Here is a 21,386-nt window from a genome sequence, read left to right on the forward strand (position 1 = left end):
CACCGGCTCAGCCCGCCCTGCCGCCGCGCCGTCTCCGCGCGCGGGCCGCCACGCGCCCGCCCGCCGGATGCTCCGTCGCCGGGCGCTCCGCCGACGGGGAGGCCGCGACGGTGTCCTTGTCGGGGGCCTGCTCCGCGATCGTGGCGCTGTCCTCGATCGCCCGCGCGGCCTCGTCGGAGGAAGGCAGCGCATGGCGCCCCTCCCCCGCCGCCGTGCGGAAGATCCGCTCGATGGACTCCAGCCGGCCCTCCGCACGGCTGGACAGCGGCTCGCCCGCGGTCAGCACCGCGCGCAGCCGCTCCATCGCCCGCTCCACCACATCGCCGGGCGAGCCGGACAGCATCTTCGGCAGGGTGGCCAGGGCCTTCTCGGGGTCCAGCAGCAGCATGAAGAACTGCATCCGCACCACCGCCTTGAAGGTCGGCAGGTCCATGCCGGAGCCGTTCTCCCGCCGCATCTGCCGCAGCAGCTCGAAGCTGCGCTGGTCGGCGGCGCGCTCGGCCAGGCCGACATAGAGCAGGGAGCGGATCAGCGCCTCCGGCAGCCCGCCCTCCCCGATGCGCTCATGCAGCTCCGCCGCGCGCTGGCGCACCAGTTGCCGGCGCTCCGGCTCCAGCCCCGGCCGGCGGCGCGGCGGCCGGTTGTCGGCGCGCATGCCCAGCGCCGCCTGCACGGCGGCGGAACCGTAGAACCCCTCGAAGAAGCGCTCGCAGGCCGTGTCGCGAATTTCCCGGTAGAGGTCGAGCGAGCGCACGATCTCGTCGGAGAAGCGCTGCTGCATCGCCAGGAAAGGATTGTCCGGCGCGGCGGGCCGGCGGTTCTCCCGCACCTGCTCCGCCAGCGGCTCCAGCATCCGCAGGAAGGGGTTGTGGTCGGAGAACATCTCGTAGCCGAGGCGCAGCGGATGCATCCGGCGCAGCCAGTCCGCCGTGGCCTCGTTGCTCGCGGCCCGCACGGCGGGCTGCAGATAGGTGCGGTAGAGGCCGAGATTGATGCGCGAAAGCTGCGCCACCGCGGCGAAGCGCCGGTCCTCCTCCTCCCCGCCGCCGACGATCACGCGGATATCGTCCAGGTCGCGCCCGGCGAAGCGCGAGATGTAGTCCGTCCGCACCAGCTCCGCCCCCGGCTCGTCCGGCAGCCGCCGCTCCAGCTCGGCCTCGTAGAGTCCCGGTGGCAGCACGTCGATCAGGTCGATGTTGGTGGCGAACTGCTGGTGTTCCTTGCGCGCCACCGAGCCGGACACGAAGATCCCCAGATGGCCGATGTTCTCGTGCACGGCATAGACGATGGTCTGCCCGTTGGCGCGGATCTCCTCCAGGCTGCCATAGAGATCGGTGATCCAGCCCAGCGCCTGCTGCGGCGGGGTGATGTTGTCGCCCTTGGAGCAGAAGACGATGATCGGCGAGCGGATGTTGCGCAGGTCGAGCACCGTGCCGTCGCTGGTGGTGATCTCGGCGGTGGAGAGCCTGTTGCCGACGAACAGGTCATCGACGATCGTCTGCATCTCCCCCGCGTTCATCAGCACATGGCTGCCCCACCAGCGCTCGAACTCCAGATAGCGCGGCGGCTCGGTGTCGATATTGGCGTAGACGTGGTACTGCTTGGTCCAGAGCGTGTTGGCGGGGTTCAGCGCCTCGAAGTTCTGCACCAGATAGGCACCGTCGAAGATGCCGTTGCCGAGATCGCCGGCCAGCGCCGTCACCCAGCTTCCCCCCGTGAGCCCGCCCAGATAGCGCATCGGGCTGCCGCCCGGCGTGCCGGCCCAGTAGGAAAGCGGCGTGCCGGCGATGATGATCGGCCCGAACAGCTCGGGCCGCATCGCCGCCGCCATCATCACCTGCCAGCCCGCCTGGCAGTTGCCGATCACCACCGGCTTGCCGTCGCTCTCGCTGTGCATCTCGCCCACGCGCTCGACGAAGAGCGTCTCGGCGACGACCACATCCTCGATCGTCTGGTCCGGCAGCGGCCAGGGCAGGAAGCCGACGAAGTAGCAGGGATGGCCCGCGCGCATCGCCACGCCCAGCTCGCTGTCCGCCTTGAAGCCGCCGATGCCGGGCGCATTGCCGGCGCGCGGGTCGAAGACGATGAAGGGGCGCTTGAGCGGATCGATCTCCACGCCTTCCGGCGGCAGGACGCGCACCAGCCCGTAATTCACCGGGCGTTCCAGCTTGCGCCCGTCCATCACCAGCTCGGCATCATAGCGGAGCACGTTGGGCGCCCGCTGCGCCATGTGCTCGTGGTACTGGTTGCCGCGCTGCCGCAGCACGTCCAGGAAGAGGACACCGCGCTGCCAGGCATCGACCGCATAGGACACGCCCTGCATCCAGGGATTGGCCGATGGGTCGAACAGCGGGGCCATCAGGGGGTTGGCCCCGAAGGGAGTGTCCGTAGGCGATCCGGAGGCGAGACGCGCTTCGCCGTCCTTCGTGTCAGGCCATGCCATGACAGGGTCCTCCAAGCTTTCTGCGTCGCAGCATCCCGCTTCGGACAGTCCGCGTGAAGCCGTAAACCGCCCGCCGCTCAGCAAGAAGGGGCGAGGACGCCGCGCACAGCCCGGACCGGCCCGCCGCCCGAGGGCGCCAGGCCATTGCTCCGGAAGCCGTTTCAGCCATGGGAGGCAAGGCCGCCCCATGACCCTGCGTCACCCCGGGGCCACCCCAGGGAGTCCGTTCGCCGGTCGCGCGGGCCGGAGGCCCCCGCCCCGTTCAGCCGGGCTCGCGCGGCCTGTCGCTGAGGGACGGCGCCGCCCGCTGGCCGGCCAGGCCCGTGCCGGCGCCCAGGCGGATGCTGCCATCGGCCTGCGGCACGGCGAGCGGCGCGATCTGGACGGCCGCCCCGGCGGTGGTGAGGCCGATGGCGCGGGCACCCTGGTTGCTGAGGTCGATCAGCCGGTCGCTGCCCTGCGGCGCCACGTCGCGCACCTGCACCATGGTGATGCGGCCGTTCTCCAGGTTCTTGACCCGCAGCGTGGAGCCGAGGGGCAGGACGCTGCTGGCGGCGATGTAGTCGGAGGGGTCATAGGGCATGCCGTTGGCCATCGGCTCCCCGGCGATGCGGAAAGTGATCAGCCCGGCGGTGCCCTGTCGCAGATCGCCGGAACGGTCCTCGCCCGGATGGCCCATGGGCGGACGGACGGTGGGGCGGGTGAGCTCCACCACCGAGCCGTCACTCGCCGCCGCCACGGCGACGGGGGAGGCCGCCGAAACCCCGGGCGGGGCCGTCAGGACCACGGCCCCTAACGCCAGCGTCCCGAGACACAGACCCAGAAACGCCCGATTCCACGTCGCCAGCATGGGGTTCGACCTCCAACGCATGGATTATAGCGGATGACGCGGCCAATCGGGTGATTCGTTGCAGGAAGTTTTCGCTTCAAGCCTTTGAGAGCGCTGGGATAGTGGCGCCCCCGCAACGCTTTGACCTTGGCGGCGGCACAATCCGGGAGGCAGGTCCGCGAAACCGGGATGGCACGGCCCCGCCATCACAGGTTGCGCCGAGTCGGCCTCCCGCGCCGCCTCCGGCCGCGGAAAAGAACCAGGACAGGGAACAGGCGACTCGCCCTTCCGCCGCTCAGGCGGGCGCTTCCTCCCGCACCATGGCCCGCCGGCCGCCGCTGAGCCGCAACAGCGCCTCGGCCCCGGTCTCGAAGACATGGCTGGGGCTGCCGGCGGCGGCCCAGAGGCGGGGCAGGCGGAACAGATCCTCGTCCAGCAGCACCAACGGCGGGGTGAGATGGCCGACCGGAGAAACGCCGCCGATGGCGAAGCCCGTCACCTCCCGCACCCAGCGCCCCTTGGCCGGCTCGATACGCAGCCCGGTCGCGGCCTCGACCTTCGCCGGATCGACGCGGTTGGCGCCGGAGGCGATCACCAGCACCGGCCGTTCCCCGGCGCGGAAGACGATGGACTTGGCGATCTGCGCCACATCGCAGCCGACCGCCGCCGCAGCCTCGGTGGCGCTGCGCGTGCCCTCGGGAAAGCCGCGGATCGTGTCCGGATGCCCGGCGGCGAGCAGTGCCTGCCGCACCCGCTCCACGGAGCCGCCACTCTCCGCCCCCTGAACCACCCCCTGAACCACCCCCTGGACCACCTCTGGGGCCGCCTTCCCGCCCGCCTCGTTCATGCCTGCCATCTTTCCTCTCCTTCCCCGTCGCAGAGCGGGGCCGATGGGACCATCTTGAGCGCAGGGCCCGTCGCCCTTTCCCCCTGCCTTCCGGACCCGCCCCGCTTGCCTGAGATCCTCGCCGCCGACCGTCCCGCCCTTCCCGCTCCCGAGTCCGGCGAGCCGCTGGCCCTCTATGTCCACTGGCCCTTCTGCCTGGCCAAGTGCCCCTATTGCGACTTCAACTCCCATGTGCGGGACCGGGTGGACGCGGCGCGCTTCGGCCGCGCCCTGCGCACGGAACTGGCGGGCGAGGCGGCGCGCAGCGGGCGCCGCCGCCTGCTCTCGGTCTTCTTCGGCGGCGGCACGCCCTCGCTGATGCCGCCGGAACTGGTGGCCGGCATCCTGGAGGATGCCCGCCGCCTTTTCGATGCCCCGCCCGATCTGGAGGTGACGCTGGAGGCCAACCCGACCTCGGTGGAGGCCGCGAAGCTCCGCGCCTTCCGCGAGGCCGGGGTGAATCGCCTCTCCCTCGGCGTGCAGTCGCTGGAGGAGGAATCCCTCCGTTTCCTGGGCCGCCAGCATTCGGCCGGCGAGGCGGTGGCGGCGCTGGAACAGGCCCGTGCCACCTTCCCGCGCCTGAGCTTCGACCTGATCTATGCCCGCCCCGGCCAGTCCGAGGCATCCTGGCGTGCCGAACTGTGCCGTGCCCTGGCGCTGGCCGCCGACCATCTCTCGCTCTACCAGCTCACCATCGAGCCGGGCACGCGCTTCGCCACGGAACATGCCCGCGGCGCCTTCGCCCTGCCGGCGGATGACGACGCCGCCACCCTGTACACCGCCACGGCGGAGGAGGCCGCGCGCTTCGGCCTGCTGCCCTACGAGGTCTCGAACTACGCCAAACCGGGGGCGGAAAGCCGGCACAACCTCGCCTACTGGCGCTATGGCGACTATCTCGGCATCGGCGCCGGGGCGCACCAGCGGCTGGAACTCGGCGGCGCCCTCCTCGCCGCCCGCCGCCACCGCGCGCCGGAATCCTGGCTCTCCCTGGTCGAGCGCGAGGGCCATGCCCGGGTGGAGGAACTGGCCCTCGCGCCGGAGGAACGCGGGCGGGAGGCACTGCTGATGGGCCTGCGCCTCGCCGAAGGCATCGACCCCGCCCGCGTCGAGCGCCGCAGCGGCCGGCCCTTCGCGGATCTGGTGGAACCGGCGGTGCTGGAAGCCTGCCTGGAGGAGGACTACCTCCGCTGGTCTCCGGAGGGACGGCTGATCGCCACCACCGAGGGCCGCCTGCGCCTGGACGCGATGCTGCCCGCCCTGTTGCGCTGAACGGCTTCCCTTTGCCGGCCTGGGGAGGCGTCGCCCTCCGTGGCCCGGGGGGAAGGCTCTGCCTTCGCCCCCGTACCCCCCATCCGCCAGGACCCTGCGGGCCCTTGCATCTTGGGTGATGCGTCCAGGAGACTGGGCGTGCGCCCGGTACCCCGATGAGCCCTTGGGTCCGAGCCCGTGGTCCAGCGCGGGGGCCGGGCGCCTTGTCCCGCAAAGCCCGAACAGTCGCCTGGAGCGCGCGGTCCTTTGCCGTGGCTCCGCCACGGCAAGGTCTCCTGTGACCCCGCATGCAAGGACGGGCCGCTCCGGAGGGAGAATGCCCATGGACGCCAGCGCGCCCCTTTTTGTCGGCATCGACGTCGCCAAGGCCCGCTTCGATGCCCACTTCCACCGTCCCGACGCCCCGGCACCCGACCGGGTGCACCGGCTGGCCCTGCCCAGCAACCCCCAGGGCTATGGCAAGCTGCTCGACGCCCTGCTCCAGGCCGCGCCCACGCGTATCGTGATCGAGGCCAGCGGCGGCCACGAGGCCACCCTGGTGGCCCTGCTGCACGAGGCCGGCCTGCCGGTGGTGCGCGTCAATCCGCGCCAGACCCGCGACTTCGCCCGCGCCCTGGGCCGGCTGGCCAAGACCGACCGGCTCGACGCCGAGATCCTGGCCCTCTTTGCCGAGCGCGTCCGCCCCGAGCCGCGCCCGCTGCCCGACGAGGCCACCCGCGCGCTGGCCGAACTCGTCGCCCGCCGCCGCCAGCTCGTCGGGATGATCCGCGCCGAGCAGGCCCGCCTGACCACCGCCCGCGCCAGGCCCCTGCGCGCCCGCCTCGAGGCCCATCTCGCCTGGCTGCGCGGCGAACTCGGCAGCACCGACAGCGAACTCGCCCAGCTCGTCCGCGACACCCCCGCCTGGGACGACCGCGCCCGCCTGCTCGAGAGCGTGCCCGGCATCGGCCCCACCACCGCCCGCACCCTGCTCGCCGAACTGCCCGAACTCGGCCAGCTCGACCGCCGCCGCATCGCCTCCCTCGTCGGCGTCGCCCCCTCCACCGCGACAGCGGCTGCCTGCGCGGCACACGCCATATCCGTGGCGGACGCGCCAGCCTGCGCGCCGCCCTCTACATGGCCGCCCTCGTCGCCAGCCGCTTCAACCCCACCCTGCGCCGCACCTACCAGCGCATGCTCGCCGCCGGCAAACCCAGAAAGCTCGCCCTCACCGCCCTCATCCGACGCCTCCTCACCATCCTCAACGCCATCGCCAGGTCCAACACTCCCTGGAACAGCCTTCACGCTTGACTTCCAAGACAGTCGCTGGACCCAGCTCGTTGGCGCCTGCTGCGGGCCGGATCGCGCCGGAGAGCCTGGCTCTCCGGCGACGGCGGGCGCCACCAGCGCGAAGAGGGTGCATTTTTCCTTTCGGGAGCCCCGCCGATCCACCTGCTCCACGGATCGGGCGTCAGGCTGGCGGCGCCACCGACACCAACGAAAGCCCGGGGTCCGGGGACCGGCTTCGGTCCCCGGCGGAGTGGGGGTCCGGGGCGAGAGGCAGCGCCTCTCCCCTGGCGGCCAGCCACGCAGCGCAACCCGTTCAGGGCAGGCGCTGGAGCTGCTCCGCCAGCGGCGCGCGCCAGGGCGCATCGGCGGGCGCGGAATCGAGCAACTCCTGCCAGATGGCCTTGCCCTCTGCCGCCTGACCCTGGCGGATGGCGATAGCGCCGAGGAGATAGCGCAGCCGCACATCGGCCGGCCGTTCCGCCAGGGCGCGCTGCACCAGGGCGGCGGCTTCGGTGGGGCGGCCAATCTCGGCCAGGAGCTCCGCCGTATCACCAGCGAGGTCGGGGTCGAAACGCGCCGCCAGGGCCTTCTGCCAGGCCTGCACGGCCTCGGGCAGGTGCCCACGCGACCGCTCCGCATTGCCGAGCAGCAGCCAGCCCTGGCGGGTCGCGGGATTGGCCGGGTCCAGCGATTCCACGCGGGCGCGGAGCTGGCCGAGCAGCGCCTCCTCCCGCGCATTGGCCTCCGTGCGCTCGGCCAGGGTGGCCGAGGGCAGGCCCGGCTGGCCATGCCAGAGATAGAGGCCGAGCCCCAGCGCGGGGATCAGGAAGAGCGCGGCCCAGAGCGCCGCCGTACCGGACCCCTGCCGCAGCACCGCCTCCGCCGGGGCGGCGAGGATGCGGCGCTGCAACTCCAGCAGGGCGGTGGCGTGGCTGCCCTGGTCGAGCCGCCCCTCCGCGAGCTGCCCGTCCAGCTCCACGCGCTGGGCGTGATAGAGGGCGAGGTCGGCCTCCCGCCGCCCGCGCGGCAGGGCGGGCCGCCAGAGGCTGAGGGCCAGCGGCAGCAGGCAGAGGAAGGCGGCCGCGCAGAACAGGGCCCAGCTCATGCGGCGCCTCCCTTTCCGACGGCCGGATGCGCCTCGCCCTCGATCTCGGCCAGGCGCCGCCGTTCCGCCTCGGTCAGCGCCGGGGCGGGGGCCGGGCGCCGCCGGCGCAGCAGCAGCACCGTGCCCACTCCCAGCGCCAGGGCCAGGGCGGGCGTGGCCCAGAGCAGGATCGTGGCGGCATTCACGGGCGGGCGCAGCAGCACGAAATCGCCGTAGCGGTCGTGCAGGAAGCGCACGATCTCCTCGTTGCTGCGCCCGGCGGCGACCTGCTCGCGCACGATGTGGCGGAGCTGGTGGGCAAGGTCGGCGTCGCTGTCCTCGATGGACTGGTTCTGGCAGACCATGCAGCGCAGCTCGCGCCCGATCTCCCTGGCCCGTTCCTCCTGCGCCGGATCGGGCAGCAGGTCCTCCGGCCGGTCGATCGCCCAGGCGGGAGACAGTGCCGGCGACAGCAACGCGCCGAGCAGCGACATGGCGAGGAGAAGCCGCCGGATCATGCGTAGCGCCGCAGCAGGGGCCGGAGATCCTGCTCCACCACCTCCGGCGTCACCGGCCCGGCCCAGCGCCAGCGGATGATGCCCTGCCGGTCCACGAAATAGGTCTCTGGCACGCCATAGACGCCCCATTCGATCCCCACCCGCCCGGTGGCATCGGCGCCGAGCCGCGTGAAGGGATTGCCGCGCCGTTGCAGGAAGGCGCGGGCCTCCGGCGCCTTGTCCTTGTAGCTGACGCCATAGACCGGGATGCCCTCATGGGCGAGCTGCATGAGCTGTGGATGCTCGATGGTGCAGGGCACGCACCAGGAGGCCCAGAAATTCACCAGCACCGGGCGTTCCATGTCATGCAGCGCGGCCACGTCCAGCGGCGGGATGCCCTCCATCCCCTCCACCATGCCCAGGGGCATGGCGGGCACCGGCTTGCCGATCAGGGCGGAGGGCACGCCGGTCGGGTCATAGGAACCGTCCCGCAGCCCCCGCAGCATCCCCCAGAAGCCCAGCCCCGCCGCCGCGGTGACACCCAGCGGCACGGCCAGCAGGGCGCGGCGGCGCCAGCCAGGACTTTCCGGGTCCGGGCGCTTCGCCGCCCCGATGGGCATAGCTCCCTGGGGCGTGCTTCCCGTGAAACGCGCCTCCTCCGTGCCGGGTCCGGTCTGCCCGCTCATGCGAGGGCCTCCTTCTCCGCCGCCGCCGGCTTGCGCGCCGGGGCCGCGACGCGCGCGCGCCGGTCGGACAGCGACAGCCCGCCGCCCAGCGCCATCACCACCGCGCCGAACCAGATCCAGGGCGCCAGCGTGTTGTGGTGCAGCCGCAGCACCACCCGGCCCATGCCTTCCTCCCCCATCACCGCATAGAGGTCGGTCACCGCATTGGTGCGGATCGCCGCCTCGCCCGTCGTGGTCTGCGCCAGCGGGAAGAAGCGGCGCTGCGGCGTCAAAATGGTGACCGTCCTGCCGTCGCGCAGCACCTCCAGCCGTGCCTCCCGCGCCGTCCAGTTCGGGCCGGTCACGTCGCGCAGGGCATCGAGCCGCCATTCATAGCCGGCGAAATCCGTGGAGCCGCCGGGCTTCAGCGCCACCAGCCTGTCGGTGGCGAGCCCCATCCCCGCCAGCCCCGCCAGGGTCACGCCCAGCCCGGCATGGGCCAGCGCGGCGCCCCAGGCGGCGCGTGGCAGGCGCGCGGCCCGGGCCAGCGCTCCGCCGGGGCGGGAAAACAGCGCGACGCGCCCGGCGATGTCGGCACAGGCGCCCAGCACCAGCCAGGCGGCGCCGGCGAAGCCGATGGCCGGGCCGATCCGCTCCCCCACCAGCCAGAGCGTCACCAGGAAGGCCCCCAGGGCGCAGAGCGCCGCCCACCAGAGCCGCTCGACCACCGGCCAGACCCGCGCCCGCTTCCAGGCCAGCACCGGCCCGGCGGCGGTGGCCGCCACCAGCGGCACCACCAGCGGCAGCAGGGCGGTGTTGAAGAAGGGCGGACCGACCGAGATCTTCGCGTGCAGCACCAGATCGGCGAACATCGGATAAAGCGTGCCGACCAGCACCACCGCGGTGATCGAGCAGAGCAGCAGGTTGTTCAGCACCAGCGCCCCCTCCCGCGACAGCGGCGCGAAGCGCCCGGCCGGCGCCATGGCCGGCGCACGGAAGGCGAAGAGCGCCAGCGCCCCGCCGAGATAGAGCGCCAGCAGCACCAGGATGAAGATGCCGCGCTGCGGATCGCTGGCGAAGGCATGCACGCTGTTCAGCACGCCCGAGCGCACCAGGAAGGTGCCCAGCAGCGACATGCCGAAGCCCAGGATCGCCAGCAGCACGGCCCAGATCTTCAGCGCCTCGCGCTTCTCTACCACCACGGCGGTGTGCAGCAGGGCGGTGCCGGCCAGCCAGGGCAGCAGCGAGGCGTTCTCCACCGGGTCCCAGAACCAGAAGCCGCCCCAGCCCAGCGTGTAGTAGGCCCACCAGGAACCGAGCGCGATGCCGAGCGTCAGGAAGCTCCAGGCCGCGAGCGCCCAGGGCCGCACCCAGCGGCCCCAGGCGGCATCCACCCGCCCCTCGATCAGCGCCGCCACGGCGAAGGCGAAGGTGACGGCGAAGCCGACATAGCCCGCGTAGAGGATCGGCGGATGGAAGGCGAGGCCGGGGTCCTGCAGCACCGGGTTCAGCCCCTGCCCGTCCATCGGCGCCGGCCAGACCCGGGTGAAGGGGTTGGAGGTGGCCAGGATGAACAGCAGGAAGCCGGCGCTGACCATGCCCAGCACCGCCAGCACCCGCGCCCGCAGCGCCCCCGGCAGGTTGCCGCCGAACAGCGCCACGGCGCCGGAGCAGAGCCCCAGGATCAGCACCCAGAGCACCATGGAGCCCTCGTGGTTCCCCCAGGCGCCGGAGAGCTTGTAGAGCATCGGCTTGGCCGAATGGCTGTTCTGCACCACCGCCAGCACCGAGGTGTCGTTGCTGGCGAAGCACCAGAGCAGGGCGCCGAAGGCGAGCGCCACGGCCAGCAGCCCCGACAGCGCCAGGCCCGGCGCGGCGGCGATCAGCCGCGCCTCCCCCCGCTGCGCGCCCCAGAGCGGCAGCACCGACTGGGCGAGGGCGATGGCGCAGGCCAGGGCCAGGGCGAAGTGTCCGAGTTCGGCGGTCATGGCATTCCCTGGCCGGGGCTTCGGCGTGGCATCTTGTGGCGGCCCCCGGGGGAGAGGCGCTGCCTCTCGCCCCGGACCCCCACTCCGCCCATGACCATGATGGGGACCGAAGCCGGTCCCCGGACCCCGGGCTTTCGCTGGTGCCGGTGGTGAGCGTCAGCCCGACGCCCGATCCCTGGGAACGGGCGGATCAGCGGGGCTCCCGAAAAGAAGAAAAACCCCCTGTCCGCGCTGGTGGCACCGGTGCGATCCGATAGCAGCAAGCACCCACGAACCGGGTCCAGGGCCCGCAGGGTCCTGGCGGATGGGGGTACGGGGGGAAGGCGGCGCCTTCCCTCCGGGACAGCGGCCGTCCAACCATCATGCGCCTTACCCGCCGCTCTTCACGAGGCTGGCGGAGAGCGTGTTCCAGGAGGCCGCCGGGGGCGGGTCGCCCTTCTTCGGATCCCAGTGGCCGGAGCGTTTCAGCGCATCCGCCACCTCGGGCGGCATGTAGCTCTCGTCATGCTTGGCCAGGACCTCGCTGGCCAGGAAGCTGCCATCGGGCTGCAGCTTGCCGAGGGTGACGACCCCCTGCCCCTCGCGGAACAGGTCCGGCAGCACCCCGGCATAGCGGACGGCCACCGTGTGCTGCCCATCGGTCACGCGGAAGCTGACATGGGGGACATTGTCCGCACTGGTGTCGCGGTGGAGGCTGCCGGCCTCGACCAGCCCGCCCAGGCGGAAGGCGCGGCCGGCCCCGGGATGCTGCGCCGCCACGTCGCTGGGCGAGCGGAAGAAGACGATATTGTCCTGGAAGGCCGAGAGGGCCAGCGCCGAAGCGGTGCCGATGCCCAGCGCGCAAAGGGCCAGGACCCAGAGGCGGCGCGACTTGCGGGACAGGCTCAAGGCTTGCCCCCCTCGCCCCTTCCAGCGCCGCCAGCCGCCGCCGCGCCTGCCCCTGCCGCCACAGCGCGCCGAGGGACAGCCCCCCCAGCAGGAGCGCGGCCGCCAGCCAGGCCAGCGTCACATGCCACCAGTGAAGGCTCACACCATCTCTCCATCGAGGCGCCGCGCCCGCGCCAGGGACAGGGCCCGCACCCGCCGCTCCAGGATCGCGGCGCGGCTGCGCGTCAGCACGATCGCGGCGAAAAGCAGGGTGAAGCCCAGCGCATTGGCCAGCAGCGGATAGAGCAGGTCCACATGCAGGCCGGGGGCGCCGAGCCGGGCCACCGAGGCAGGCTGGTGCAGCGTGTTCCACCAGTCCACCGAGAATTTCACGATCGGCAGGTTCACCGCCCCGGCCAGGGCCAGGATGGCGCCCATCCGCGCCCCGCGCTCCTCCTCCTCGAAGGCGCGCACCAGGGCGGCATGGCCGACCCAGAAGAAGAACAGCACCAGCACCGAGGTCAGCCGCGCGTCCCAGACCCACCAGGTGCCCCACATCGGCTTGCCCCAGAGGCTGCCGGTGACGAGGCAGAGGCCGGTGACGGCGGCGCCGACCGGCGAGATCTCCCGCGCCACGATATCGGCGAGGGGATGCCGCCAGACCAGGCTGGAGAACGAGGCCAGGGCCAGCGTGGCGTAGCCGCTCATCGCCAGCCAGGCCATCGGCACATGGACATACATGATCCGCACCGTCTCCCCCTGCTGCCAGTCCGGCGGGGAGAAGACCAGCGCCCAGGGCACGCCGACGGCGAGCACGAGCACGGCCAGCCCCCAGAGGATGGGGGTCAGGCGCTCGGTCAGGCGCAGGAAGCGGCCCGGCTGGGCGAAGCGGTGCCAGCCGGCGACTCGTCTCGCGGGGGCCGGGGTGGGGGCGGAAGAAGCACTCACCCCGCCTCTCTACGCCCTCGGGCCGATGGATTGAAGCGCCCGTTGATCCGGGCTTGAGTGCGCGCTCGAAAAGCTGAACGGGGATTCCGTATGCTGTTTGCCATTCGTTGCGAGGACAAGCCGGACGCGCTGGAGAAGCGCATGGAGACGCGCCCGGCCCATCTGAACTGGCTGGAAAGCCACCAGAAGGACCTCCTGCTGGTCGGCCCGCTGCTGGATGGCGAGGGCAAGCCCAAGGGCAGCCTGCTGGTGGTGGAGATGCCCGACCGCGCCGCCGCCGAGGCCTTCGCCGCCGCCGATCCCTATGCCTTCGCCGGGGTCTTCGCCTCCACCACGGTCGAGCCCTTCCGCCTCGTCTTCAAGGACGGCGCGAAGGTCGGCTGAGATGCGGCACTGGCTGGTCAAGAGCGAGCCCGACGCCTTCTCCTGGGACCAGCAGGTCGCGAACGGGGTGGAGCCCTGGACGGGGGTGCGCAACGCGGTGGCGGCGCGCAACCTGCGGGAGATGGCGGTGGGCGACCGGGCCTTCTTCTACCATTCCAATGTCGGAAAGGAGATCGTCGGCGTGGTCGAGGTGGTGCGCACCGCCTACCAGGACCCGACCGACGAAACGGGCCGCTGGGTCTGTGTGGACATGAAGGCCCTGGGCCCGGTGCCGCGCAAGGTCACGCTGGCCGAGATCAAGGCCGACCCCCGCCTCGCCGAGCTGGCGCTGGTGCGGCAGTCGCGCCTCTCGGTCATGCCGGTGGGCGCGGAGCACTGGGCCATCCTCTGTGACATGGCGGGCTGGAAGGACGAAGCCAGCCGCGCTGCGTGACGCGGGCGGTATGGCCGAGGGCGAGCGCCTGCTCTGCCATCTGGAGGACATCCCGGATGGCGGCGCGCGGGGCTTCCCCGCGCCGCCCGGCGGCTTCATCGGGCTGGTGGCGGTGCGGCGGGGCGGGCGGGTCCTCGTCTACCTGAATTCCTGCCCGCATCTCGGCGTGCCGCTGGAGGTGCTGCCCGACCGCTTCCTCGACGGGCGGCGGGAACACGTGGTCTGCGCCCTGCACGGCGCCCGCTTCCGGATCGAGGACGGCTTCTGCGTCTCCGGCCCCTGCGCCGGGGACAGCCTGGAGGCCGTGCCGGCGGAGATCCGCGACGGCGCGGTGATCGTTCCGGCGGAAGCCGGGATCTGATCCGGGCGGCGGAACGCATCCTTGGCCACCCCCGGGGGAGAGGCTCCGCCTCTCGCCCCGGACCCCCTCTCCGCCAGGACCCTGCGGGCCCTGAACCCCGGGAGCTGGCGCCACTGGTCACCGCCGGTCCACGGACCCCATCCCGCGGGGCTGGCGGAAACAGCGGGCGCCGGAAAAGACAGACAAACACCCTGTCCGTGCGAGTGGCACCGGCCGTCGCCGGAGAGCGATGCTCTCCGGCGCGATCCGGCCGCAGCGAAGGCCAGCGAAGGGGAGGTCCAGGACCTTCAAGGTCCTGGCGGAGGGGGTTATCGGGGGGAGGCGGCGCCTTCCCCCGGGCCACGCGCCCTGCCGCAGCACGGATCGGAGCAGGACTCCTCAAACGTTCCTTGCATCCCGGACCCTGCTTGCACTACAGGAATATAATCAACCTCTTCCCCCATATACTACGGAGGCTCCGCACCCATCCAGGCGGATAAAGGGCTAAAAACCTAAAACGCCAAAGCCCTAAAGAGCCCGGGGCGGACAGGAACCTTCAGCGCGTCCAGCCCGCATACTCGCCGACATTGTCGCGGGTGACGAGCTTCGGCTGCATCAGGATCATCGGATTCTCGGGCTTCTTGCCGGCCAGGATGTCCCGGCCCGTTTCCACCGCCAGCTTGCCCATGGTGTAGGGGTCCTGGCTGGCCGAGGCCTGGATCTGGGTCTTGCCCTTCAGCGCGGCGACGATATCCGGCGCGCCATCCACCGAGGTGATGACGATGCCGGTGCGGTTGAGCTGCCGTGCCGCGAGGTCGGAACCGATCGCCTGCGGGTCGTTGATGGCGAAGACGCCCTGCACGTCGCTGAAGCGCGTCAGCAGCGCCTGCATCACGTTCAGCCCGCCGTCGCGGGAGCCCTTCGCATCCTGGTCGGAGGACAGCAGCTTCACCTCCGGATGCTTGGCCAGTTCCTCCTTGCAGCCCTTCACCCGGTCGATCACCGCCGAGACCTGCGGCCCGTTCTGGATGATCACGTTCCCCTTGCCGCCGATCTTGTCGATCATGTAGTCGCAGGCGATCGCGCCGGCCTTGACGTTGTCCGTCTGCACCGTGGCGTCCACCCCGGCGGCGGTGACATCCACCGCCACGACGGTGATGCCGGCGGCCTTGGCGCGGCGCACGGCCGGCAGCAGCGCGTTGGGGTCCACCGCGTTCACCAGGATCAGGTCGGCGCCGGAGGCGATGAAGTTGTCGATCTGGCTCGCCTGCTTGTTCAGGTCGTAATCGGCCGAGGTGGTCGTCACCTTCACGTTCGGGCCGATGGCATGGGCGGCGTCCGTGACGCCCTTGCTCACCGCCACGAAATAGGGATTGCCCAGCGAGCCGACGCTGAGGCCGATGGAGGTCACCTCCTTGGCCGTGCCCAGTCCGGTGGAGAGCAGCACCGCCGCGCCGGCGAGCAGGATGGTCTTCAGCATTCCAACGTTTTCCTTCTTCTCAGCCTTTGTCCTTTCGCGGCGGGGCGTGCGGCCCCGCCGCGATCCGTCAGGTCCGCGCGCTGCCCTGCAGCCGGAACCGGTCGAGCGCCACGGCGCCGATGATCACCAGGCCCTTGATGATGAACTGCCAGATGTCGGAGACGCCGGTGAGGATCAGCCCGTTGGTCAGCACGGCGATGATCAGCGCGCCGACCAGCGTTCCCCAGATCGATCCGATGCCGCCGACGAAGCTGGTGCCGCCCAGGATCACCGCGGCGATGGCGTCCAGCTCATAGGACTGGCCGAGCTGCAGCCCGTTGGCGGCGAAAAGCCGCGCCGCCGCCATGGCGCCGCCGAGCCCGGCGAGCAGGCCCGAAGCGGCATAGACGAAGAGCAGCACCGCCCAGACCTTGATGCCCGACAGGCGCGCCGCCGCGGCATTGCCGCCCACCGCATAGATCCGCACGCCCAGCACGGTGCGGCGGAGCACGTACCAGGAGAGGATGATCACCGCGATCGCGATCACCGCCAGCACGGGGATGCCGGCGCCCGGGGCGATGGGGATGCTGGCCTCGCCGATGAAGGCGAAGGGCAGGTCCGGGTTGAAGATGGTGGTATCGCCGCCCATCAGCCGCGCCAGGCCCCGCACCGCGGTCAGCGAGCCCAGCGTGACGATGAAGGCCGGCAGCCGCCCGAAGGCGATCAGCGCACCATTGACCAGCCCGAAGCCGAGCCCGGTGAGCAGCGCCGCGGGCAGGCCGAGCCAGCCCAGGCCCGGTAGCAGGGAGACGATCAGCGCCGACATGGCCGAGGCCGCCAGCACCGATCCCACCGAGAGGTCGATGCCGCCGGTCAGGATCACGAAGGTCATGCCGGCGCCGAGCACGCTGTTGATCGAGGCCTGCTGCGCCACGATGGACAAATTCTGCACACTGAAGAAGCGCCCCTCGCTCAGCACGTGGAACAGGATGCAGAGCAGGATCAGCACCGGCAGCATGCCGATGGCCTGCAGCACGCTCCAGAGCTGCGCCCGGCGCGCCGAAAGCCCGGCACCGCCCGGCATGACGGGGGCGCCGGAGGGCAGGGGCGCCTTCCCGGTCTCACTCATCCGCGTGTCCTCCCTGGCTTCATGACCCTGGCCTCATGCCCCGGCCTCAGTGCGCGCCGGTCGCATGGGCGATGATGGCTTCCTGGGTGATGTCGGGGCCGCGCACCTCGCCGGCGATCCGCCCCTCGCGCATCACCAGGACGCGGTCGCAGATGCCGATGATCTCCGGCAGCTCGCTGGAGATGACGATGATGCCCATGTCGCGCTGCGCCAGCTCGTCGATGATGCGGTACATCTCCGACTTGGCGCCGATATCCACGCCGCGCGTCGGCTCGTCGAGGATCAGCACCTGCGGATGGGTTTCCAGCCAGCGCGACAGCAGCACCTTCTGCTGGTTGCCGCCGGACAGGCCGCCGACCGTGACCTGCGGGCTGGCCGCGCGCACGCGCAGCGCGCCGAAGGCCTGGGCGGCGCGGCGGCGCCCGGCGGCGAGGTTGAGCACGCCGCCGGGCAGCGCATCGCGGGCGATGACGCCGAGATTGATGTTGCCGCCGCAGGACATGTCGAGGAACAGGCCGAGCCCCTTCCGGTCCTCGGTCAGATAGGCGATGCCCGCCTCCAGCGCCTCGCCCGGGGAGCGGATCACGACCGGCTGCCCGTTCAGCCGCACCTCGCCGCCCGCGTGCGGGTCGGCGCCATAGATCAGGCGCGCCAGTTCCGTCCGCCCCGAGCCGACGAGGCCGGCGATGCCCAGCACCTCGCCGCGATGCAGCGTCAGGTCGCAGGGATGTACGCGGCGGCCGCCATCGGTGAGGCCGCGCACCTCCAGCACCACCGGCCCCTTGCCGCCATGCGGGTCGTGCGCCTTCTTGTAGAAGCTCGACAGGTCGCGGCCGACCATCATCCGCACCAGCGCCGGCGCCTCGATCTCCCCGCGCTCCAGCGTGCCGACATAGCTGCCGTCGCGCAGCACGGTGACGCGGTCGGCGAGCTCGTAGATCTCGGCCATGCGGTGGCTGATGTAGATCAGCGCGATCCCTTCCGCCCGGAGCTGCCGCACCAGGGCGAAAAGCCGCTCCGTCTCGCGGGAGGACAGCGCCGTGGTGGGCTCGTCCAGCACCAGGATCTTGGATTCCGCCTGCAGGGCGCGCGCGATCTCGACGAGCTGCTGCTCGGCGATGGAGAGCGTGCCCACCACCGTGTCGGGCGTGAAGGGCGCCCCCAGCCGCTCCAGCACCGCGCGGCAGCCCTCGCGCATCGCGCGGCGGTCGATGCGCCCGGCACGGGAGGGCTCGCGGCCGAGATAGATGTTCTCCGCCACCGTCAGGTTGGGCGCGAGCGCAAGCTCCTGATAGATGATCGCGATGCCCAGACGCCGCGCGGCGATCGGGTCGGTGATCGAGACGGGCCGCCCGTCGATCAGGATCTGCCCGCCCGGATCGGCCTGATAGGCGCCGGACAGGATCTTCATGAGCGTGGACTTGCCGGCGCCGTTCTCGCCCATCAGCGCCAGGATCTCGCCGCCCCAGGCCTTCAGCCGCACCTTGTCCAGCGCCTTGACGCCGGGAAAGCTCTTGGACACGTCGCGCATCTCGAGGCGCGGCGTGGCTTCGCTCATCTGGTCCATCCACCTTCCATCCGCGTGTCGCCTCGCATGGGGGAGAAGGCATCCGTGGCCCTGGCGGGCTGGCCGTGCCTCAGGGCATTCCGGGCTGCGGCGGCAGTCCGGCGGGATCCCGCCGTTTCCGCCGGACGCGGCCGGTGGAGGCGGGACAAGGCCGCGCGGGCAGCGGACGGCCAGGACAATGAAACCCGGGGCGATGGAACCCAGGAAAGTGGAACAGGGACCGATGCATGACCGATCCTCCCTTTGTATTCTTCATTCTGCGAGGATCATGAACGGTTTCGCGCCGTCTTCGCCAGCCTCATCTTGGTCACGCTTTGTCCATACGTGACATGCGCCGGGCGAAGATGACATGACGGCAAGGAAAACGGCCTTGAGCGCCGCGATCCGCCGCCTGTAAGCCTTCCTGCGGCCCTGCCGCCATCCCTGTCGGCCGGGCCGCAACACGTCAGGTGAGGAAACATCATGTCCGGGACGATCCTGGAATCCCGTCGTGGCCTGGCCGCGATGGCGGGCGCTGCCGCCCTGCTGGCCGCGGCCGGCCCGGCCTTCGCCGCCGAGGACGACACGAAGGCCGTGACCGCCACGCTGGAGGCGCTCCGCGTCGCCATCCTGAACGGCGATGCGGCAAAGCTCGGCACGCTGCTGCACGACAAGGTCAGCTATGGCCATTCGAGCGGGCGCAAGAACCAGACGAAGAGCGAGTTCATCGCCGAGTTCGGCCGCGGGAAGCCGAACTACCGCAGCCTGGCATTCACCGAGGTCTGGACGGAGATCGTCGGCGACAACGCGATCCTCCGCCATGTCTGGGATGGGGCGGACATCCTGCCGGATGGCGGCACCGGCCACTCCTATATCGCGGTGATGCAGGTCTGGAAGAAGGATGCCGGCCAGTGGCGCCTGCTGGCACGCCAGAGCTGCCCGCTGAAGCCGGCCTGATGGCGCGGCGGGGGCCAGGGGGCGGCGCCCCCGGCCCTCCGGCCCCCCTGCCGGGCGGGCGGCCTCTGGCCGAACCGGTCCGGCGCGGCTAGAAGGCGGCGCATGGGGGGCAGGACGGCCGGAACCTGAACTTCCGGTCACCTCCGCTGTTCCATTCCCATGCCTGGCATGGCCGGATGGCCCCGCGTCCCGCCACGCTGGCGGCGATGATGGGCCTGACCCGGCGATGGCCGTATCCTTTTGCCCCTCCGCACGAAGGGACCCGAGCTATTGGCCTCCGCACCCGCCCCTTCCCCTGACGTGACGCTGCTCCGCATCTCCGGGCTGAGCGTGGGCTTCGGCGGCTTCACCGCCGTGAAGGGGCTGGACCTGTCCGTGTCGCCCGGCGAGACGGTGGCCCTGGTGGGCGAGAGCGGTTCGGGCAAATCCGTCACCTCCCTGGCCGTCACGCGGCTGATCGACCATGCGGGCGGGCGGATCACCGGCGGCCGGATCGAGTTCCGCGACCGCGAAGGCCGGCTGCGCGACCTGGCGACCGAGGCGCCGGAGGCCATGCGGCGCCTGCGCGGCCCGGAGATCGCGATGATCTTCCAGGAGCCGATGACCAGCCTGAACCCGGTGCTCAGGGTCGGCGACCAGATCGCCGAGGCGATCGAGCTGCACCAGGGCCTGGACGCCGCCGCCGCCCGGGCCGAGGCGAAGCGGATGCTGGAGCGCGTCCGCATCCCCGAGGCGGCGCGGCAACTGGAGCGCTATCCCTTCCAGATGTCGGGTGGCATGCGGCAGCGGGTGATGATCGCCATGGCGCTCTCCTGCCGCCCGCGCCTGCTGATCGCCGACGAGCCGACCACCGCGCTGGACGTGACGGTGCAGGCCCAGGTGCTGCGGCTGATCCATTCCCTGCAGAAGGAGACCGATCTCGGCATGATCTTCATCACCCACGACATGGGGGTGGTGGCCGAGATCGCCGACCGCGTGGTGGTGATGCGCCGCGGCGAGCGGGTGGAGGAAGGCGAGGTCAACCGCATCTTCGCGGCGCCGCAGCACCCCTATACGCAGCGCCTGCTGGCCGCGGTGCCGGTGCTGGGCAGCCTCGCCGCCAAGCCCTTGCCCGAGCCTTTCGCCATGCCGGACGCGCCGGCGCCCGAGCCGCAGGACACGGTGCGCCCCGGGGCCGGGCCGGTGCTGGAGGTGCGCGACCTGACCACCCGCTTCGACGTGAAGCGCGGCTTCTTCGGCCGGCTGGCCGGTCGCATCCATGCGGCGGAGAAGGTGAGCTTCGCCCTCCGCCCCGGCGAGACGCTGGCCGTGGTGGGCGAGTCCGGCTGCGGCAAGTCCACCACCGGGCGCTCGATCATCCGGTTGGAACAGCCCATCGGCGGCGAGATCCGCTTCGCCGGCGAGGACATGACCCGGCTCGACGACGCCAAGGAGGCGCGGCTGCGGCGCGGCGTGCAGTTCGTCTTCCAGGACCCCTTCGCCTCGCTCGACCCGCGCCTGACCGTGGGCTTCTCCGTGGCCGAGCCGATCCTGACGCACCGGCTGCTGAGTGGCCGCGCGGTGCAGGACCGCGTGGCGCAGCTCCTCACCCAGGTCGGCCTCGGCCCGGAGCATGCGCGCCGCTATCCGCACGAACTGTCCGGCGGGCAGCGCCAGCGCGTCTGCATCGCCCGCGCCCTGGCCTCCGAGCCGCAGGTCATCATCGCCGACGAATCCGTGGCGGCGCTGGATGTGTCGATCCGCGCGCAGGTGGTGAACCTGATGATGCGGCTGCAGCGCGAGATGGGGCTCGCCTATCTCTTCATCAGCCACGACATGGCGGTGGTGGAGCGGATCAGCCATCGCGTGGCGGTGATGTATCTGGGCCAGGTGGTGGAGATCGGCCCGCGGCAGGCGGTGATGAACCGCCCGCAACACCCCTATACGCGGCGCCTGCTGGCCGCCGTGCCCGTCCCCGATCCGACCCGGCGCGGCCATGACCGTGGCCTGGACGACAGCGAGGTGCCGAGCCCGCTGCGCCGCCCGGACGATCCGCCCGAGGTGGCGCCGCTGGTGCCGGTCGGGCCTGACCATTTCGTCGCGCGGCACCATGTCGGCGGCCTGTACTGATCGCGTGATCCAGACCATCGGCCGCTCTGGCCTACGGACATCACGCTGTGTGTTTGCCGTGTGATTCAGACCTTCGGCCGTTCCGGCCTACGGTCATCACACTGTGTGTTTGTCGTGTGATTCAGACCTTCGGCCGTTCCGGCCTACGGTCATCACACTGTGTGTTTGTCGTGTGATTCAGACCTCCGGCCGTTCCGGCCTACGGTCATCACACTGTGTGTTTGTCGTGTGATTCAGACCTCCGGCCGTTCCGGCCTACGGTCATCACACTCGAAGAGGAGGAT

At 71.5% G+C, this 21,386-nt stretch carries 18 protein-coding genes and 1 pseudogene; 7 read left to right on the forward strand and 12 right to left on the reverse strand.

All coding sequences use genetic code 11. The features are described 5' to 3' along the window. Positions 1-7 precede the first annotated feature (7 nt). The 3 genes from MVG78_RS03315 to MVG78_RS03325 form a co-directional block, all read right to left on the reverse strand. Positions 8-2,359, reverse strand: a complete 2,352-nt coding sequence (locus MVG78_RS03315) for a DUF3141 domain-containing protein (protein ID WP_247558172.1) — start codon at positions 2,357-2,359, stop codon at positions 8-10. Between the two features lie 346 nt (positions 2,360-2,705). After that, positions 2,706-3,230, reverse strand: coding sequence for a septal ring lytic transglycosylase RlpA family protein (locus tag MVG78_RS03320; RefSeq protein ID WP_247558174.1), 525 nt, complete (start codon positions 3,228-3,230; stop codon positions 2,706-2,708). A gap of 337 nt (positions 3,231-3,567) precedes the next feature. Beyond that, positions 3,568-4,128 carry a YbaK/EbsC family protein gene (locus MVG78_RS03325; protein ID WP_247558176.1) on the reverse strand — a complete coding sequence of 187 codons (561 nt, stop codon included), beginning with the start codon at positions 4,126-4,128 and terminating at the stop codon, positions 3,568-3,570. 96 nt (positions 4,129-4,224) lie between these two features. On the opposite strand from MVG78_RS03325, the gene hemW reads away from it, so the two are divergent. Both hemW and MVG78_RS03335 read left to right on the forward strand, forming a co-directional pair. Beyond that, positions 4,225-5,427 carry a radical SAM family heme chaperone HemW gene (hemW, locus tag MVG78_RS03330; protein WP_247558177.1) on the forward strand — a complete coding sequence of 401 codons (1,203 nt, stop codon included), beginning with the start codon at positions 4,225-4,227 and terminating at the stop codon, positions 5,425-5,427. Between the two features lie 322 nt (positions 5,428-5,749). Further along, positions 5,750-6,717: pseudogene (locus MVG78_RS03335) on the forward strand (IS110 family RNA-guided transposase). Positions 6,718-7,009: 292 nt separating this feature from the next. Here MVG78_RS03335 and ccmI read toward each other — a convergent pair. The 6 genes from ccmI to MVG78_RS03370 form a co-directional block, all read right to left on the reverse strand. Continuing rightward, positions 7,010-7,801 (reverse strand): c-type cytochrome biogenesis protein CcmI, encoded by a 792-nt coding sequence (ccmI, locus tag MVG78_RS03345; protein WP_247558179.1) that lies wholly within the window; start codon positions 7,799-7,801, stop codon positions 7,010-7,012. After that, the gene (locus MVG78_RS03350) at positions 7,798-8,298 is read right to left on the reverse strand and encodes a cytochrome c-type biogenesis protein (protein WP_247558181.1); all 501 of its coding nucleotides are present in this window, start codon (positions 8,296-8,298) and stop codon (positions 7,798-7,800) included. The genes ccmI and MVG78_RS03350 overlap by 4 nt, the downstream gene beginning before the upstream one ends. After that, complete coding sequence (locus MVG78_RS03355; protein WP_247558182.1) at positions 8,295-8,963, reverse strand: DsbE family thiol:disulfide interchange protein; 669 nt, start codon at positions 8,961-8,963, stop codon at positions 8,295-8,297. Before MVG78_RS03355 ends, MVG78_RS03350 begins: the two co-directional genes overlap by 4 nt. After that, on the reverse strand, positions 8,960-10,930 hold the full coding sequence (locus MVG78_RS03360; protein ID WP_247558183.1) for a heme lyase CcmF/NrfE family subunit: 1,971 nt from the start codon (positions 10,928-10,930) through the stop codon (positions 8,960-8,962). The genes MVG78_RS03355 and MVG78_RS03360 overlap by 4 nt, the downstream gene beginning before the upstream one ends. 369 nt (positions 10,931-11,299) lie before the next feature. Next, positions 11,300-11,812: a cytochrome c maturation protein CcmE gene (gene ccmE / locus MVG78_RS03365; protein ID WP_247560283.1), complete on the reverse strand. Its 513-nt coding sequence runs from the start codon at positions 11,810-11,812 to the stop codon at positions 11,300-11,302. 144 nt (positions 11,813-11,956) lie between these two features. Next, the gene (locus MVG78_RS03370) at positions 11,957-12,745 is read right to left on the reverse strand and encodes a heme ABC transporter permease (RefSeq protein WP_247558185.1); all 789 of its coding nucleotides are present in this window, start codon (positions 12,743-12,745) and stop codon (positions 11,957-11,959) included. A gap of 90 nt (positions 12,746-12,835) precedes the next feature. Between MVG78_RS03370 and MVG78_RS03375 the strand changes: the two genes are divergently transcribed. The 3 genes from MVG78_RS03375 to MVG78_RS03385 are packed head-to-tail and all read left to right on the forward strand — an operon-like array spanning position 12,836 to position 13,923. Then, the gene (locus MVG78_RS03375; RefSeq protein ID WP_027281808.1) at positions 12,836-13,129 is read left to right on the forward strand and encodes a YciI family protein; all 294 of its coding nucleotides are present in this window, start codon (positions 12,836-12,838) and stop codon (positions 13,127-13,129) included. Position 13,130: 1 nt separating this feature from the next. After that, the gene (locus MVG78_RS03380; protein ID WP_247558187.1) at positions 13,131-13,562 is read left to right on the forward strand and encodes an EVE domain-containing protein; all 432 of its coding nucleotides are present in this window, start codon (positions 13,131-13,133) and stop codon (positions 13,560-13,562) included. 10 nt (positions 13,563-13,572) lie between these two features. Beyond that, the gene (locus MVG78_RS03385) at positions 13,573-13,923 is read left to right on the forward strand and encodes a Rieske (2Fe-2S) protein (protein WP_247558189.1); all 351 of its coding nucleotides are present in this window, start codon (positions 13,573-13,575) and stop codon (positions 13,921-13,923) included. Between the two features lie 535 nt (positions 13,924-14,458). Here MVG78_RS03385 and MVG78_RS03390 read toward each other — a convergent pair. The 3 genes from MVG78_RS03390 to MVG78_RS03400 all read right to left on the reverse strand — a co-directional run bounded on the left by MVG78_RS03390 (position 14,459) and on the right by MVG78_RS03400 (position 18,048). After that, positions 14,459-15,382, reverse strand: a complete 924-nt coding sequence (locus tag MVG78_RS03390; RefSeq protein ID WP_247558191.1) for an ABC transporter substrate-binding protein — start codon at positions 15,380-15,382, stop codon at positions 14,459-14,461. 67 nt (positions 15,383-15,449) lie between these two features. Next, positions 15,450-16,490: an ABC transporter permease subunit gene (locus tag MVG78_RS03395; protein ID WP_247558193.1), complete on the reverse strand. Its 1,041-nt coding sequence runs from the start codon at positions 16,488-16,490 to the stop codon at positions 15,450-15,452. A 46-nt stretch (positions 16,491-16,536) separates the two neighbouring features. Then, a complete protein-coding gene (locus MVG78_RS03400; RefSeq protein WP_247558195.1) occupies positions 16,537-18,048 on the reverse strand; it encodes a sugar ABC transporter ATP-binding protein in 1,512 nt (503 codons plus the stop codon). A 471-nt stretch (positions 18,049-18,519) separates the two neighbouring features. Between MVG78_RS03400 and MVG78_RS03405 the strand changes: the two genes are divergently transcribed. Then, positions 18,520-18,993, forward strand: coding sequence for a nuclear transport factor 2 family protein (locus tag MVG78_RS03405; RefSeq protein ID WP_247558197.1), 474 nt, complete (start codon positions 18,520-18,522; stop codon positions 18,991-18,993). A 270-nt stretch (positions 18,994-19,263) separates the two neighbouring features. Then, on the forward strand, positions 19,264-21,102 hold the full coding sequence (locus tag MVG78_RS03410) for an ABC transporter ATP-binding protein (protein ID WP_247558198.1): 1,839 nt from the start codon (positions 19,264-19,266) through the stop codon (positions 21,100-21,102). Positions 21,103-21,386 lie beyond the last annotated feature (284 nt).

Origin of the sequence: Roseomonas gilardii subsp. gilardii, from assembly GCF_023078375.1 — a bacterium.
Classification (GTDB): domain Bacteria; phylum Pseudomonadota; class Alphaproteobacteria; order Acetobacterales; family Acetobacteraceae; genus Roseomonas; species Roseomonas gilardii.

Bases quoted from the DNA above. Each gene is read 5' to 3' on its own strand.
- MVG78_RS03315 (WP_247558172.1), bottom strand. From the start codon at position 2,359: ATGGCCCCGCTGTTCGACCCATCGGCCAATCCCTGGATGCAGGGCGTG.
- MVG78_RS03325 (WP_247558176.1), bottom strand. From the start codon at position 4,128: ATGGCAGGCATGAACGAGGCGGGCGGGAAGGCGGCCCCAGAGGTGGTC.
- ccmI (WP_247558179.1), bottom strand. From the start codon at position 7,801: ATGAGCTGGGCCCTGTTCTGCGCGGCCGCCTTCCTCTGCCTGCTGCCG.
- MVG78_RS03350 (WP_247558181.1), bottom strand. From the start codon at position 8,298: ATGATCCGGCGGCTTCTCCTCGCCATGTCGCTGCTCGGCGCGTTGCTG.
- MVG78_RS03355 (WP_247558182.1), bottom strand. From the start codon at position 8,963: ATGAGCGGGCAGACCGGACCCGGCACGGAGGAGGCGCGTTTCACGGGA.
- MVG78_RS03360 (WP_247558183.1), bottom strand. From the start codon at position 10,930: ATGACCGCCGAACTCGGACACTTCGCCCTGGCCCTGGCCTGCGCCATC.
- MVG78_RS03375 (WP_027281808.1), top strand. From the start codon at position 12,836: ATGCTGTTTGCCATTCGTTGCGAGGACAAGCCGGACGCGCTGGAGAAG.
- MVG78_RS03380 (WP_247558187.1), top strand. From the start codon at position 13,131: ATGCGGCACTGGCTGGTCAAGAGCGAGCCCGACGCCTTCTCCTGGGAC.
- MVG78_RS03385 (WP_247558189.1), top strand. From the start codon at position 13,573: ATGGCCGAGGGCGAGCGCCTGCTCTGCCATCTGGAGGACATCCCGGAT.
- MVG78_RS03390 (WP_247558191.1), bottom strand. From the start codon at position 15,382: ATGCTGAAGACCATCCTGCTCGCCGGCGCGGCGGTGCTGCTCTCCACC.
- MVG78_RS03395 (WP_247558193.1), bottom strand. From the start codon at position 16,490: ATGAGTGAGACCGGGAAGGCGCCCCTGCCCTCCGGCGCCCCCGTCATG.
- MVG78_RS03400 (WP_247558195.1), bottom strand. From the start codon at position 18,048: ATGAGCGAAGCCACGCCGCGCCTCGAGATGCGCGACGTGTCCAAGAGC.
- MVG78_RS03405 (WP_247558197.1), top strand. From the start codon at position 18,520: ATGTCCGGGACGATCCTGGAATCCCGTCGTGGCCTGGCCGCGATGGCG.